The sequence below is a fragment of the Candidatus Erwinia haradaeae genome (assembly GCF_900698995.1).
GTDB classification, from domain to species: domain Bacteria; phylum Pseudomonadota; class Gammaproteobacteria; order Enterobacterales; family Enterobacteriaceae; genus Erwinia_E; species Erwinia_E haradaeae_C.
The window spans coordinates 672,095-688,631 of sequence record NZ_LR217735.1; the positions used below are offsets into that span (position 1 = coordinate 672,095).

The window sequence follows — 16,537 nt, forward strand, 5'->3', positions numbered from 1 at the left end:
TACTCATAACTATTTATATAATAAATAAGTGTAACTATCATGCATAATAAAGTTCGCATTGGTGTTGTTGGATCAGATGGCCGCATGGGCAGACAATTAATACAGTCTATTATTCAGACTCCTGGGGTTCTTTTAGGGGCTGCAGTAGTAAACAGTTGCTCATCGTTGATAGGGCGTGATGCAGGTGAGTTAGTTAATCATTCAGTATTAGGTATTACTATTACTGATACTCTTGATAAAGTAATTAATAACTTTGATATCCTTATTGACTTTACTAGTCCGAAAGGAACCTTAACCTATCTATCATTTTGCAGAAAACATTATAAAAGTATGGTAATTGGTACGACTGGATTTAATGATTTAGAGGCAATTCTGATAAAAAATGCTTCTCAGGAAATACCTATTGTTTGTTCTTCTAACTTTAGTATCGGCGCTACTTTAACGCTTAAGGTAGTAGAAAAAATAGCGAAAATTATGGGCGAACACGCAGATATTGAAATAATTGAAACGCATCATCGAAAAAAAGTTGATTCACCATCTGGCACTGCATTAGCTATGGGAAAAGCTATCGCTAAAGTAATGAAATGGGACTTTAATCAACATGCGGTATATCCTAGAGATAGAGTTATTGGGCCGCGCTTAGAAAAAACTATTAGTTTTACTAGTATACGATGTGGAAATGTCATCGGGGAACATAAGGTTCTATTCGCAGATATTGATGAACATATTGAGATTAGCCATAAAACTTTAGATCGCTCTGTCTTTGCAAAAGGAGCAATTACAGCAGCTTTATGGTTACGCACGAAAAAAATAGGTCTTTTTAAAATGATCGATGTTCTAGAATTACAAGACATATAATATAGTGACAAGATATATAATATAGTGATATATTTATATATCTTGTATATCTGAAAAATAGTAATTTTTATCTTAGTGTTGTAAAAAATCAGGGCGCTTCATAAAACGAAAAAAGTCAGTTTCCGGACTCAAGACTACAATATCCTGATGATCACTAAAACTACTTTCATAAGCACGTAAACTACGCAAAAAAGCATAAAAATCTGGATCTTTGCTAAATGCATCAGAAAAGAGTTTTGCAGATTCCGCATCCCCTTCTCCTTTAGTAATTAGAGCTTGACGACGTGCTTCTGCAAGAGTACGTTCAACCGCATAATCTGCCTGAGCTCTAACTATTGCTGCTTCCTCCGCGCCCTGTGCACGTTGACTACGAGCAACTGATTCCCTTTCAGCACGCATGCGTGCATAGATAGCATCAGAAACCTCAGTTGGGAGATTAATTTGTTTAATACGTACATCGATAACCTTAATACCTAGCGCTTCCATACTGTTTTGATTAACAGGTAACGTTATAGAGCTCTCATTATGATGGTTGAATAAACCTAAAGCATTATCCTGGCTTGAACTACCAGTATTTAATGCATCACGCACATCAGTTGTAAGTCTACCATGAGAATCAGTTACAATATCCTGAACATCTAACCGACCGATTTCAGAACGCAAGCGATCACTAAATTTACGCTTTAACAACACTTCAGCCTGCGAAATATCACCACCACCAGTAGCAAGATAATAACGACTAAAATCACTTACACGCCATTTTATATATGAATCCACAATTAAATCTTTTTGCTCTTTAGTAACAAATCGATCTGCTTGATTATCCATAGTTTGAATGCGAGCATCAAGTAACTTAACTGATTCTAAACCAGGAATTTTAAGGTGAATACCAGGCATATATACTAATGGTTGATTTTCAGAATTACGCAACACTTTACCAAATCTCATGACAATCCCACGTTCACCTTCCTGAACGATATAAATTGACATACATATTATTCCTAGAACAACTAACACGAAAATAAATGGCTTACGCATTGTTACTCTCTCCCTTGGTTCATGGTGTTAGTGCGTTTAGAATTTATTCGTCTTGCTTCTATAATATCATTTGAGTTAAATGCAGTAATACTTTGATGGGTTTTTTCTTTACTATTAACATCTGATAAAGGAGTAAGATTTTGTATTTTTTTGACATTACATTGAGGCGCTTTATCAATTTTAGTAGACTGATGAGAAATGAGTTGCTCTATAGGTAAAACTATTAAATGATTAGTTTTTTCATTAACCAAAACTTTTCTTGTATGACCTAGAACACGTTCCATAGTTTCGATATATAAACGCTCACGAGTAATTTTTGGTGCAGCTTTATACTCAGGCAAAATACGCGAAAAACTATCTACCTCACCTTGTGCTTCTAAAATAACGCGCGTTTTATATGCACGTGCTTGCTCTAAAATACCCTGTGCATCACCACGAGCGCGTGGTAACCGATCATTAGCATAAGCTTCGGCTTCACGCACTACTTGTTCTCGATTCTCACGGGCAGCTATTGCATCATCAAAAGCTGCTTTGACATCTTCTGGTGGGCGCGCTGCTTGAAGATTCACATCTAACAATGTAATACCCATATCATATAAGCCAATTGTTTCTTCCAGCTCACTCTGTGTCTTGCTTCTAACTACTGTACGCCCTTCAGTGAGAATACGATCCATTGTTAAATGCCCAATAACACCACGCAAGGCACTATCAGTTGCCTGTCTTAGGCTATCATCGGCACTATTGACAGAGAACAAGTAACGCTCTGGATTAGTAACACGATATTGTACATTCATTTCTACCCGCACAACGTTTTCATCAGAAGTCAGCATGGTCCCGGAAGCTGATAATTCACGAACTGCTTCAACATTTACTGCTTGTACTTGATCAATAAAAGTTGGCTTCCAGTTTAAACCTGGGTATACTATATGACTAAATTTTCCCAATCTGGTAATTACACCTCTTTCAGCTTCCTTGATTGTATATAGTCCGCTAATACCCCAAACAAAAACTATAGAAAAAATAATAATATACATCAATCGTTCATTGGTGCTAGTAAAACGAGGAGGCTCGCCATGACTATTTTTTTTAGCACCACCTAATCCAAAAAATTGACGAATAATTTGAAGAAAAATATTGTCCCACTTAGTTTCTGTGTTGTTGCATGCTCCTTTGTTAGTATTACCTGTAGAATTGCCACCCGTATTATGGCTATCGCCCCACGGGTTATTATCCTGTCCATGATCTCCAGGGTGATTCCATGCCATATTTGTACTCCATTAATAATTTTATATTGTCATCCGGACAGGTATGACATATTAGGAAGTTTATAGAAACAATAATGTCATAAAATGTCATAGACCGTTTCTCTTGATGATTATTTGTACCATATACCAGTTAATAATTATTACTATTAATATATCTCATTTCTTTTAAAATACGATACACAAAAGGTTTTACAGATACTGTGTGATTATATTTTTATATGTAAAATTCAGGATACATACAATTTATCTGAAAATTAATTAAGATCGAATATATCAGATAATTTTATAAGCCCCTATATGAATTATAGTAACGATATATCACGCTATATTACTATATAATATATCTTTTAATAGTTTTAATAGTTATAAATTTGATATCTTATATATTATAAGATAATTTATTATGTTTAGAAAAACTAATAACAGATTAGTAAAACTCTTTCTAAATCATGTCATGTAAGAAAGTTTTGACAATATAAATTTTACCGCTATACAATCATACTATTTGTTAATACATCAGTAATGGTTTTTAATGGTTTTTATACTAACTCCCTAAATTCTATCTTAGTAGATTAAAGATCTCTATATCCAAAATCTTAATTATTTCCTGTTATTCAAAAACCTAAGATTTTTCAATAAGTGAATTTTTTAAACTCGGTATTTTTTGAGCCTCCAAAAATATTCTAACACTATTTTGTAGATTCTAATGCTAGCTCAAATGATATCACGATAGATATAGCGCACTTATAGAGATATTTTAGTTATAATATTGATTATAATTAAAACCGAATTCAATAATTAAATCTGATCATATCAGGTACATTTTTGATAAATGAAATGAGTAAAAATAAAAATACTTATATATTATTAATTAATAAAAATTGCTTTTTACAATAGATCCTATAATCAGTACACTTTTATCATTTGATCATTTACATATATTTTCTTAAGTTATATTTTTACTTGGACTTTCTGAAATCATCCTAATGTAACCTAATGTAACATGCTACATAAAAGCTTTATTATTCTTAATCCTGCATCAAAATGATCTGCAATATTTTTTTATAAGCGCAATCAAATTTGTCACTATCAAGCCAATATATATCATCCGACCAGCTACGAAGCCAGGTCATTTGGTTTTTTGCTAACCGTCGAGTTGCATAGATAGTTTGAGATACCATATTCTGATAATTTATTTGTCCAGATAAATAAGACCACATTTGTCGATATCCTACACATCGCATAGACGACATACCGGCATGTAAGTCACCACGCTCAAAAAACTCTTTTACCTCATATTCAAACCCTAATTTCATCATCTCATGCACACGTTTTTCAATCTTCTGGTTAATTAAATCCCGACTTAGAGGCGCAATTGCAAATGCAGAAATGTTATATGGTAAAGATCGTCCAGATTTTTTAGTTAAGTCAGTAATAGTTTGACCAGAAATTAAAAATACCTCTAATGCACGCGACAATCTTTGAGTATCATTAATATGAATATATTTTGCTGCAACAGGGTCAACAGAATATAGCTGCCGATGAACAGCATGCCAACTTTTTGTATATGCTATATCTTTTATATATTGACGTACTTCTGGACTGGATGGAGGAAGGGGCGATAATCCATTTTTGAGAGCCTTATAATAAAACATAGTCCCTCCAACTAATAGCGGAATACGTCCACTTTTAGTGATGCTATCCATTTCAATTAATGCATCATGACAAAACTCAGCCGCAGAGTAAGTCTCGGATGGATCTCGAATGTTTAATAAACGATGCGGTGCAAACAGAAGCTCTTCTAAAGAAGGTTTAGCGGTACCAATATCCATACCCCTGTAAATTAATGCTGAATCTACGCTAATCAGGTCTACTAACAATGCTTTCTGTAGAGCAAGAGCTAAATTAGTTTTACCTGATGCTGTGGGTCCCATTAAAAAAATTGCCCGCGGATAGTTAATATTTAATTGTTTACTCATCCTGCAATACTTTAATCTCTGTTGAGTCTATATCTTTTTAAAAAATTAGTATAATGCTCATTTTTTATACCAGGTTAATTTGTAATTTTCTTGCAAAAATAAATTTTTTAGTCTAGAACCTTTCATTATTAATATCTTTCAAACACGTAATGCGTCAGTGATTAGTACTTTAAATTTTTTACTATAAATATTCATCTGTAGAGTCAAAATTCTATATAAATATTATTAATTATACTATTCAGGTCTAGTGATAATCAATAATTTAATTGCTATAATTTACTGTTTGATCGTGAATAACTTAACTGAGTTCTCCTCATAATTCACGAGATCTAGATTTTTATTTAGCAGGAATACCCTTTGCACTGAATTTTATTGAAAAGAAATACTCTATAAAAAATAGAAATCATTTTCATACTATTTATTTTAATATTTATCTATTTATATAAAACTATTTGTTATGCAATGCATATTTATAACATTAAAAAAAATTAAAACCTGTGCTATTGATCAGATAATCTATAAGTTCTTATCATCATAAGTAAGTATTTTCTAATAATTAATATATAATACTGTTCTATTCTCATAGAGAATATCATTAATTTTTAATATTCATTACTTTGATAATAATCATCTAAAATAACAGTTGTAGTTATAACTAAAAATAGCATCTCATAATATTTCATTATATCACAATCCATTAATCTATTAATAATTTTATATGCTTGTAAAAAAATTAATATTATTCCTATTTTATAATAAATTATTTTATAGAAAATTTAATTTATTTTATATGTAACGATATAACTTAATAAAAGAATTTTACTTTTAAAAACTTTTATCCTTAACTGGCAAACTTATAATTGCACAAAAAATAATTGTTAAGTATATTCTAAATTAGTAGTAAAATTAATCTCTATTATCTGACTTTTTCTTATACTTGAAATACATCTTAATAGTAACTTTTTAATAAAAAAAACCACGTTTATTGTTCGTATTTTTTATTAATTTTTATTATGGTAAAGATAATCACACCTATAATGCAAAATATCAATATATCATTCAAATTATTTTAATCAAAATACATGATCTCCTATCAGGCGAAAAAACCTTAGATGAAATAATAACTGAATAAAATCTATATAATTTTATTATACAAAAACATGAACGATAATGCTGTTAGTATATCGTAAAAAAAAAATATAATTAAAGCAGTAGGTTTACTTTAGGGTGTTACTAGAATAAAAAATTAAAAATAAAAATTCGATTTATATCTTATATCTATAAATGATCATATGAATAAAACAATAATTAATTATATCATATTCTTAAATTAATCAAATCAAACTCTCTAAAAAGTTAAATTTTTATTGTTGCTACTAGCTGCTAAAGATTAAATAGTATCTATAAAATAGATTGATAATAATCAAATTATACTAGATATTTACTAATAAAAGTTATAGTATAAATTAAATTAATATTTAAGCTATTAGAATAAATCGTTAATGATTAACTTCTTTCGTATACCTTACTACATTGCATAATATTTTACTCGACTTAAATAGAATTCTGCGTTTAATTTTATAGGACTTTACCTTTAAAAGTATAAAAACTTTTCTAATCTCATATCGCTATATTATAACTATTTAAGATGAGAATTCACTTTTAATAGCAGAACTCTTACGAAAATTTAATAAATTAAAACCTTCATTTTTTTGCAGTTATAACTGCATCAAAACTTATTCAACTCTACTAATTTAAACTAAAAACTAGTTATTATTTATCGATACGAAGTATTCATGTCTATAACCACTAAATCATGATCATTATATATATTTTATTTTGTTTTATTTCATGCAAAAATAAAACAAATATAGCTGCATTTCTTATCTTCTGCAATAATATTATTGATGTAATCCATTGATTGTACAATCAAATTTTTATCTTATTTTACTGTCACATATACGTACTTCTTTTAATTTTAACGCAATGGACCCTTATAAGATTAATTGATAAAACTAATGTTATTTTTGAATTTTACCATACCATACCTAATAATTTAAAAGGGTGCATATAGTAATAATACAGAAGATATACTATCTTTTTAATGGTAGATGGTATTTTTATTATGCTAAAATGCAAAATAAAATCATGCCTTGTGATAAATTTTTTCTATTATTATGTTTAACTACTAGCATGCATAATGTTTATTAAATTTTCTGCGTAGATATCTATTACGGTGAATGCAACAAGAAATAGTTATGGAGACCTTGATACAATGACTTGCTAATTTTTTTTTGATAAAAATAAGTAGCAAGAAGTCTTTCATCTCTTGTGTTACTAATAAAACCGATTTCAATTAATAAAGAAGGAATATAAGGTGAGCGCAACACGCCAAAACTAGCATATGCCGGTTTAGATTTATGCAAAGCGCTCACATGCCTCAACTGACACAATACTTTAGTAGCTATCTCATAACCAACTCGCTGGGCATAGATAAACTGAAGATCTAATAGAGCTTGTCTTACATATCGATCAGTGTCACTACCTTCAGGCAAGCTATTTTTCTTTGTACGAAAAGCGTTCAATTGACCATCTTTTTTTCTTAATCTATTTACCAGTTCACGACTGGCTCGGCGATTAGACAAAACCCACGCTGAAGCTCCATATGCTCTGCAATTATGTGCAGAATCTACATGAATAGATATCAGTATATTAGCTTTTTTCTTATAAGCTATTAGTGAGCGTTCTGCAACAGAAATAAAATGGTCGCCATTACGAATCATTACCCCATGAAACATGGGATCAGAATTTAACCATACTTGAAGCTGACGCGCGATAATAAGAGTTATGTTTTTTTCTTTTAAGCCATGTTTGCTAACAGCACCTGGATCTTGCCCACCATGCCCGGCATCAATCGCAACTATAATCTTATTTTGAATATCATTAACACTAAAAGTCGCGTGTCTCTTAGTGTTTTTTCTAGTTTGATCAGCAGTGTATGTGTGTTTTAAGGTACTGATAGCAGATGAAACTATTAGCTTTTTCTTAAACTTGTGAAGATGAGCGAGGTGGTTTAAATCAATCTGCTTATTACGAATAATAGTAAATATAAGATTATAACGACAACCAGTATGATTCATGACAACTTTGATTTTTCCACAATTTGCTAATTGAAAAACTAAATGTAAATTGTGAGCATTACCTACCCTTACTCGGATAAATTGTACGATACCATCAGAACTAAATTTTCGGGGTAATCCGTTTAGAATAATACTGTCACGAACATTTAAAACTATACGATCAGGATTATGTAAAACAAAGAAAACATATGCCGGCTTATTAAAAAAACTCAGCGTAATATTTTCTGAGTTTTGCCTGTTAGTAATATTAATCTCTAACAAAGTAGATGCGTGAACAGAAAAAAAAAAGAATAATGGCATCAGGAATAACCAGTGTTTCATATTTTGTATCATGCTAGAATTTTTGACGCATTATCCACTATAAAATACTTAAACCATTAAAAATAGCCAAACATACCTAATTATAACATATTATAAAACTATTCAATTTCAAATATAATTTTACATTAGATGTATCCACAGCACATTAGAAAAGGTATGTAATAGCTTAGTTTGCATTGCTCTGTTTAGTCAAAAGTAATCAAAACATGTGTTTTCTGATTTTAGTTCAGATGCTCTATATCATTTAGATAAAAATATATCACAAAATTAAGCAATTAAATAAATTTAACTATAATATCAATATGATTGATAGTTTTTTATTGTAATCTATAATTTTATACTCTTTTTAAAAACAAAATTTTAGACATGCTCAATAAGTCAAACGATGCATTAATAATAGAACCAATATCCTAAACAATCGAATATTTATACTGTACTGAACATAAAGACTTTAAAGTGTGTCAATTAAAGAATCTAATACATGAACACCTTACGCAAGAAAATAACTAAGATCTAATAACATTAGATCTGTTTCATATATCATGAATAGTTAATAGAATATATAATCAAATTACAGATAATTAAGAAAATAATTAATACTACTCTTTTTAGTCATACTGTACCGATAAATTGTTTTATTTTCCCTAAAATAATAGGTAAGAATATTAACATAAATTAGACTGTTGCATATATATAACTATATACAGATAATTTAACTAAATGAAAACTAATGTTAATTATTATAAATATGCATAGATCAAAGAGAGAGAGGGCATCTCTTAATGATTTATAACTATACAGTATTTCTGGAAATTGTTTGAAAAACTCTAAATATTTAACTATAGAGCATCTATTCAATATAGTTATAGCTTTCTCTGTAAACTACAGTATGACTAATTCTCCACAAAAAGAAATACATATATCTTCTATCTTGGCAATAAGAATATTATTCTAGTGATGGAATAAGCATTGTTATAAATTCTACAGTCTACAGATAACTATCACAAAAAACACAAAGCTCACAATAATTATACAATATATAAATGATAATAATGTGAATACCACGTAAGTCAATAATAAAACAGAAAATTGTATGCATTATTAAGAGCTAAATGTTACATGTTAAATATGAAAACACTTTAAAACTAACTGATGTAATTAGTTTTTATAAATAATGCATTATTCTATATATCAAATGACTTATGGGTATATTATTTTTAGTAGAACTAATATACATTTTGTTTTTTATCATAACAGTAGATAACTCTCTTACTAAAACATTGATCTACAAAATATAGATTAAAATAGGCGCACAATTGTTCTTAAAACAAAAAAAGAAAGTAAAGTTTATAGAAAACCAGTTATCTATAAAAATGCAATATGATATGATTATATAATCAATCAACACCTAGAATATAATCAAAACTATATAGAATAATTAGGTGCAAAAATGAACACTATAAATCAATGGCGCCCGAGTGCGTCACTTGTTAATTTATTTCACCGTGCAAAAATTATCGCTAAAATAAGACGTTTTTTTTACGACCGAGAGATACTAGAAGTGGAAACGCCAGCCATGAGTCAGTTCACAGTAACTGATATAAATATCTCCTCATTCGAAACTTGCTTTTTTAAGCCTGAGAATCTTTACCATACAGATAGCCTGAAGCTCTGGTTAACAACCAGTCCTGAATATCACATGAAACGTTTACTAGCCGCAGGTAGCGGTCCTATTTATCAGTTATGCCGTAGTTTTCGAAACCAAGAATGCGGACGTTATCACAATCCAGAATTTACAATATTAGAATGGTATCAGCCAAACTACGACATGTACCGCTTAATGAATGAAGTCAATGATTTATTGAAAACTATATTATACGATCCAATAGTAGAAACTTATTCATATCAGGAAATCTTTTTGCGCTACTTAGATCTTGACCCACTAGCTGCAGATAATTCTCAGCTACGTATAGCCGCAGAAAAACTAGGCCTTAAAAATCTTACTCAAAACGAAAAAAATCGAGATACAATTTTGCAACTGCTCTTTATTAATGGCGTAGAGAAGGAAATTAGTACAGAAAAACTTGTATTTATCTACAACTTCCCTGCAACTCAGGCTGCTCTTGCTGTTCTCAGTAAAGAAGATGACCGTGTGGCTGAGCGTTTTGAGGTGTATTTTAAAGGAGTTGAGCTTGCAAATGGGTTTTGTGAGCTAACAGATGCCAATGAACAACGTCAACGTTTTGAAAGAGATAATCATAAACGATATTCTTCTGGTCTATCACAAAAACCTATTGATACCTACTTTTTAAGTGCCTTAGCTCATGGTATGCCAGAGAGCTCTGGCGTTGCATTAGGTGTTGATCGTCTAGTTATGTTGGCTCTAAAAGCAGAGAATTTAAGCGACGTTATTGCTTTTTCAGTAGATCGTTGTTAATTACAAATAGTAACAGTATGAGCATGCTAAGAATCGCTTATCTCAACTATTAAAAGTCTTCTTAATTCTGTGACAATTCTCTATAAAATAAGTATTACAGATTACATAAATGAACCTATAATATTAAATATATATACACCCTGCTAATTTTTAATACCATTTATCTTTTACGCTGACTGGATTGAGATGCAAATAAATCCATGCGTATCTCAAGCGCTGGACATGGCATTTCTAGACCGCTTGTTTTAAAGCCAAGTAATACTAATTGGTGCAGGTCATGACGTAATGGCATTCGATCTTCCATTTCAGCAGCATGTACACGTAATTCGAATAACTGCATACCTTGTTTAATATTGACTATAAAAGCTTCTGGAGGTGGATTTTTTAAGACAAAACGACAATGTTGTGCAGCATCAAGCAAAACTTTTGTTACCTGCTCACTATTAGCGGTTAAAGAAACAGGAATATTTAGCACCACACGCGTGACAGAGTCCGATAGCGACCAGTTAATCAACTGCTCAGTAATAAAGGACCTATTAGGTACAATGATCTCTTTTCGATCCCAATCAGTTATTGTTGTAGCGCGGGTGTTAATACGCGTAATAGTGCCAGTAAGGTCACGAATCGTCACAGTATCACCTATGCGAATTGGTTTTTCAAATAAAATAATCAATCCAGAAATAAAATTAGCAAAGATTTCCTGTAAACCAAAACCTAGCCCTAAGCTCAATCCAGCGACTAACCACTGTAATTTAGACCAATCTATACCAATTAAGGAAAAAGCTGTTAAACTACCAAGTACTATGATTAAATATTTAGTAGAAGTGATAATAGCATAACCTGTGCCAGGCGTGAGACTAAGGTGCTGCAATAGAGCCAGCTCCAATAAAGCCGGCATATTCCTCACTAATTGAGTAGTGACAATTAATACTAGTATAGCATTTATTACTGATCCAAGTGTCATTGCTTGTATAGTATCAACTCCTTTAATCGTAGCACTAACATCCCAAAGACGTATATTGGCTAAAAAACTAAAAGCAGCATGAATTTCTGACCACAAGGCAATCATAGAGATTAGGGCGATCCATGTAAGAAGTGATCGAACTAACTGTAAGGACTGCGCACTAATAGCATCTAAATTAATAGTTGCTTCTTCTGTGTCTATATTATCAGTAATGTGCTGATAAGATGTTAGTTTTTCTCCAGTCCGAACACGTTGAGAGAGGATTTCTGCACGTCGAGTACGCGCCCGATCAAAAGCAATTCGACGTCTTTGAATTAACATCCATCGACGAATGATATGATAAATTACCAGACAAAGAAAACCGATTGCTAATGAGGTTTCAAGCCTAGCTAATAAAGCTTGAGATGTTTCTAAATAACCAATGCAAGCAGCTAAAGCTGCTATTACAGGAATAATAATCATTATATTCCATAAAATTTTATTGATGACATTTGAATAATTTTCCTTATTATCAATATATAATGAAATACCAGCACGTTTTAAGCTTGCTGTTACTAGACTTAATACACCACAAATAAAGATAAAACATAAACGACCAAGAGTAGGGTAAAATTTACGATCTGAGAGAGTAGCAAAAGCTATTGACATCATAATTAATGGTACCACTACTCCGATGCATAATGTATAAAAACGCATAGCAAGAGCTACTCGATGTTTTGGCCAGCGAAAATGCACAATAAATAGGCCTTGTTGGCAAGCAAAGACATTGCAAATCATAAAACCCCATAATAGGGGTACGCTGGCACTGACACCATCACCAATCGATACTGCAATCGAGTAAGGCCAGGCGTGCTGCAGGCCATATCCTAAAGCTGCCCATAGTACTGGTAATGGCATTGCAACAAGAATAGACCAAAAAACAGTTCGTATAGTTAGATTAAATTGATCTTGTGTAACTTTTCCAACTTTACTAGCGGATCTATCAAGAAAAGAGCGGAAATGATGACGAGAGCTAACAGTAAAAGCAACAAACATAGTAGCTAAGAAAATTGGTAGGAGCGTATCACGACCAGTCACCATCATTACTATTGCTCTGCTTAATTGATCTAGTGTATCTAATGATAAAAATTGCTGTAGATCCTTTAATAGTTCAATTGGGTAGGTAATATTTAGCGCGCTAACATCAGCTGTCCAAAATAGATAACGATGAGTGGCATCTTTTACTTCATTTAATGCATCTACTAATTGACTATTGCTAACATTTAATTTGGTAAGCTCAAGAGTTAAAGCATCACAACCAGATAATAATGAAGTTAAGAGTTCGTACTGAGCTTTAAACTGTGAGGTAAGTATATGCTCATGTGCCTTGCTGATAAAATGATGGTTAGCATGTATTTCTAGCGCTTTTTGCTCTAATAAATCTGCATAATACAAGCGTTTTGCACGTAACTCAGCCATTTCACTACCTAATTGCTGTGGTTTTGGAATCTTAGGCAGACGAGCAACTAATGCGCGAAGCGCCTCGCCTAGGGCATTTGAAGCTCCAAGCCATTGAGATTGCTCACAAATAGTGCTTAATGCTTGACGAATTTGCATTGTCTGGATAATAGCTGTTCTTTGTTGAGCAGCCACTAAATCCATACGTAAAGCTTGCTTCTTTAGTTCCAATGATAGTTCACGATTAATGCGAAATTGTTCAGTAATGCTATTTGGGATCTCGCCATGAACTTTTATTAATTTCTCATTAATTTCTAGAGCATGATTTATAGAATGTTGCTTCTCTCTTTGTAATTGATTCCGCAATTCTTGCAATCTCTTGGTTAGTACCGTAGCTGTACGTTGATGTATCTCAGCCTGCATATGTGCAAGCTCTTGTCTATTATTTGCTGATAATTGCTCTAAAATAAGTTCCTTTAATCTAGCCTTGTGTGCAAAGAGCTCTGCCTGATATTGTATGTGTTTTAACTGTTCTATAGTAGTAGTTTGGGAGGGTAAAGCATGCAATTGACGCGATAAATTATGTAAAGAATTACGCAATACAGCCTGCCTATCTGGTAAACGGGGTAGAGAATCGTTAATCTCTTGAGCGCGATCATTCTCTATTTTAGCTTGATGGTATTCTCTTACGATTCGTTTGCTGATTTTTTGAATCTCTTTTTCAAGCTCAGCAACACTCATGTTAGTTAACACTGATTGAGAATGAAGTATTTGTTCATTGATTTTTTGACGAAATTCACGAGACTGTTTAGGAAAATTATCAATACTTTTCTGATAATCTTGAGAGCGATTGACAGATTTCTGATATTCTTTTAGCCAATATAGAGATGTAGAGAGTATAGAGTGATTACTCGTTTCTTGATAAGTTGTATTTTTTGAAGTCTCTAACTCCTCATATTTTTTAATAATTTGCGATGCACTCTGTACATGAGAACCATAAACTGGCTGGAAACAAATCAAATCTATAGTAATAATAAGTAAATATAACATGGCTATCTCGTAATCGGTTGATGATAACCACCTGTAGTTTAGCCTAGCTACCGTACGATAGCAATCGGATCACCAAGACGAATATGTTTGTCTTCTGCAAGATTTTGATTTAAGGTAACTGCATTAGGAGAAAATAAATTAATGACTGTTGAACCAAGCTTGAATCGACCCATCTCCTCCCCTTGCATTAAAGAAATAGTATTTTTCTCTGTTGTATTATTAGCAGACCAATTCCAACACCTGATAATTCCTTTACGTGGTGGAGTGATTGTGCCTAACCAAGTAGTTTCAATGCTTCCAACAATAGTAGCACCAACTAAAATTTGTACCATAGATCCAAAATCAGTATCAAAACGACAAATCACCCGCTCATTTCGCGCAAATATATTAGGAATATGTCGTGCTATAAATGGAGTTACCGCATAAAGCTGGCCAGGTATATACATCATTTCACGTAAAACACCATTACATGGCATATGAACACGATGATAATCTTTTGGGGATAGGTAGGTTGTAATAAAACAACCATTTTGGTATAAATTAGTCATAGCATAATTTCCAGCTAATAACGACAAAAGAGAATAAGAAAACCCTTTGGCTTGAAAGATCTGATCACCTTGAATAGTTCCTATTTGACTAATTTTTCCGTTAACAGGAGAGATCAATAATTCTGGTTTATTTATTTTAGGATAAAGATCATTACGAAGAGAACGTATAAAAAAATCATTAAAAGTATAATAGCTTGCTGTATCAGTAATATCAGATTCCTGCATGTCTACTTTATAATACCAAACAAAAGCATCAATGGCAGCTTTCGTGATCCATTTAATATGTTTATTTGCTCCCCATCCAAACAATTCAGTTATAGCGATTTTAGGCAACGCTTTATATAGGGCGAGTTTTATACAATCTAACATATACACCTCATGAGCTCAAAAGACTATAAATTTCATAAACTAGATACTACCAAACAGACACATGAAACACTAGAAATCTATAACGATATAATGTACGATGAATATGTTAACGATAGCCTATGAACTCTTTAATGATCTATCTATAGCTTAAAAGTTTTAAATTTTTCTATAATCGGTGACATAGCTAATGCAGGGGTCTTAAAACAAGAGAGAAATATCTAACACATATACTAGAGCCTATACGTAAAAATAAAAACAGAACATATTCTTATATTTAACGTCTCAAGTAGCCTGCTACTATTTTATATTGTTCTTTGTAAGCCATTGAAAATAGTTTGATGACCTAATAATACCTTGCATTATTGCTTACAAGCATTTCAATCTATTTCTCATATTATTTTGCATATTAGAATAGGAGACTCTTTAACTGTTTCTTATAAATATGCATCAAAAAATAAACTTTATCAATAATATTGATAAAGTTTATAACTAATGTCATTTTACATACATTTATAAGAAGATATTTATCTTGATAGTTGCTTTAATAAATCACATATTAATAGGTCATATAAAGGTAAACAGACTAATTACAAAAAAAAAGTTAAAATCTGATCTTCCGGTGCATTATTAAGTTAAAAATATCACTTTTAACCAGTTTAAATTTTGAATTAACTTAACTGTATACTAATAAATATAGATGAAAATCTTTTTAATTATATCATATTAAGTGCGCGAATACTTACATAAAAAAGAAATAGACCAATACTTAATTTTGCTAGTCATTTATCTCTTGAATCATGCTATCTATATACATATACTTACAAGTTTTATAAAAAAATACAACCTTTGTCACCTTATGAATATATAAAATATATTTAATAGTATATTTTAATAGTATATATTAAATAGTATACTAGAAAAACTTAACATCAATGATATTTCATGTCATTTATAGATCAAAGGATCAATAGTAGTTTTATATTAACAATAAAAATTAAAAAATAGATAATGAATCCTCGAATCCTAAAATGATACAAGTGGATATGTTCTTATAAAATACTCCTTTTATATCCAGAAGCATAGATAAGTAACTAAATATAATAGTATTATATACTTTTGTATGATACAGCA

The 16,537-nt window shown here is 31.3% G+C and carries 8 protein-coding genes; 2 read left to right on the top strand and 6 right to left on the bottom strand.

Annotation, left to right across the window (positions count from 1 at the left end; genetic code table 11):
• Positions 1 to 36 precede the first annotated feature (36 nt).
• Positions 37 to 858, top strand: coding sequence for a 4-hydroxy-tetrahydrodipicolinate reductase (gene dapB / locus ERCISPPA3004_RS02110; protein WP_174232772.1), 822 nt, complete (start codon positions 37 to 39; stop codon positions 856 to 858).
• Between the two features lie 72 nt (positions 859 to 930).
• Here dapB and hflC read toward each other — a convergent pair whose 3' ends face one another.
• The 4 genes from hflC to ERCISPPA3004_RS02130 form a co-directional block, all read right to left on the bottom strand.
• A complete protein-coding gene (gene hflC / locus ERCISPPA3004_RS02115) occupies positions 931 to 1,896 on the bottom strand; it encodes a protease modulator HflC (RefSeq protein ID WP_157990471.1) in 966 nt (321 codons plus the stop codon).
• Between the two features lie 2 nt (positions 1,897 to 1,898).
• Positions 1,899 to 3,161, bottom strand: a complete 1,263-nt coding sequence (gene hflK, locus ERCISPPA3004_RS02120; RefSeq protein WP_157990472.1) for an FtsH protease activity modulator HflK — start codon at positions 3,159 to 3,161, stop codon at positions 1,899 to 1,901.
• Between the two features lie 1,028 nt (positions 3,162 to 4,189).
• Positions 4,190 to 5,140 (bottom strand): tRNA (adenosine(37)-N6)-dimethylallyltransferase MiaA, encoded by a 951-nt coding sequence (miaA, locus tag ERCISPPA3004_RS02125; RefSeq protein ID WP_157990473.1) that lies wholly within the window; start codon positions 5,138 to 5,140, stop codon positions 4,190 to 4,192.
• A gap of 2,231 nt (positions 5,141 to 7,371) precedes the next feature.
• On the bottom strand, positions 7,372 to 8,601 hold the full coding sequence (locus ERCISPPA3004_RS02130; protein WP_157990474.1) for an N-acetylmuramoyl-L-alanine amidase: 1,230 nt from the start codon (positions 8,599 to 8,601) through the stop codon (positions 7,372 to 7,374).
• Positions 8,602 to 10,051: 1,450 nt separating this feature from the next.
• On the opposite strand from ERCISPPA3004_RS02130, the gene epmA reads away from it, so the two are divergent.
• On the top strand, positions 10,052 to 11,038 hold the full coding sequence (gene epmA, locus ERCISPPA3004_RS02135) for an elongation factor P--(R)-beta-lysine ligase (RefSeq protein WP_157990475.1): 987 nt from the start codon (positions 10,052 to 10,054) through the stop codon (positions 11,036 to 11,038).
• 160 nt (positions 11,039 to 11,198) lie between these two features.
• Here the strand turns inward: epmA and mscM are convergent, their stop codons facing one another.
• Positions 11,199 to 14,489, bottom strand: a complete 3,291-nt coding sequence (gene mscM, locus ERCISPPA3004_RS02140) for a miniconductance mechanosensitive channel MscM (protein ID WP_157990476.1) — start codon at positions 14,487 to 14,489, stop codon at positions 11,199 to 11,201.
• 47 nt (positions 14,490 to 14,536) lie between these two features.
• On the bottom strand, positions 14,537 to 15,406 hold the full coding sequence (asd, locus tag ERCISPPA3004_RS02145) for an archaetidylserine decarboxylase (protein ID WP_157990477.1): 870 nt from the start codon (positions 15,404 to 15,406) through the stop codon (positions 14,537 to 14,539).
• Positions 15,407 to 16,537: the final 1,131 nt, after the last annotated feature.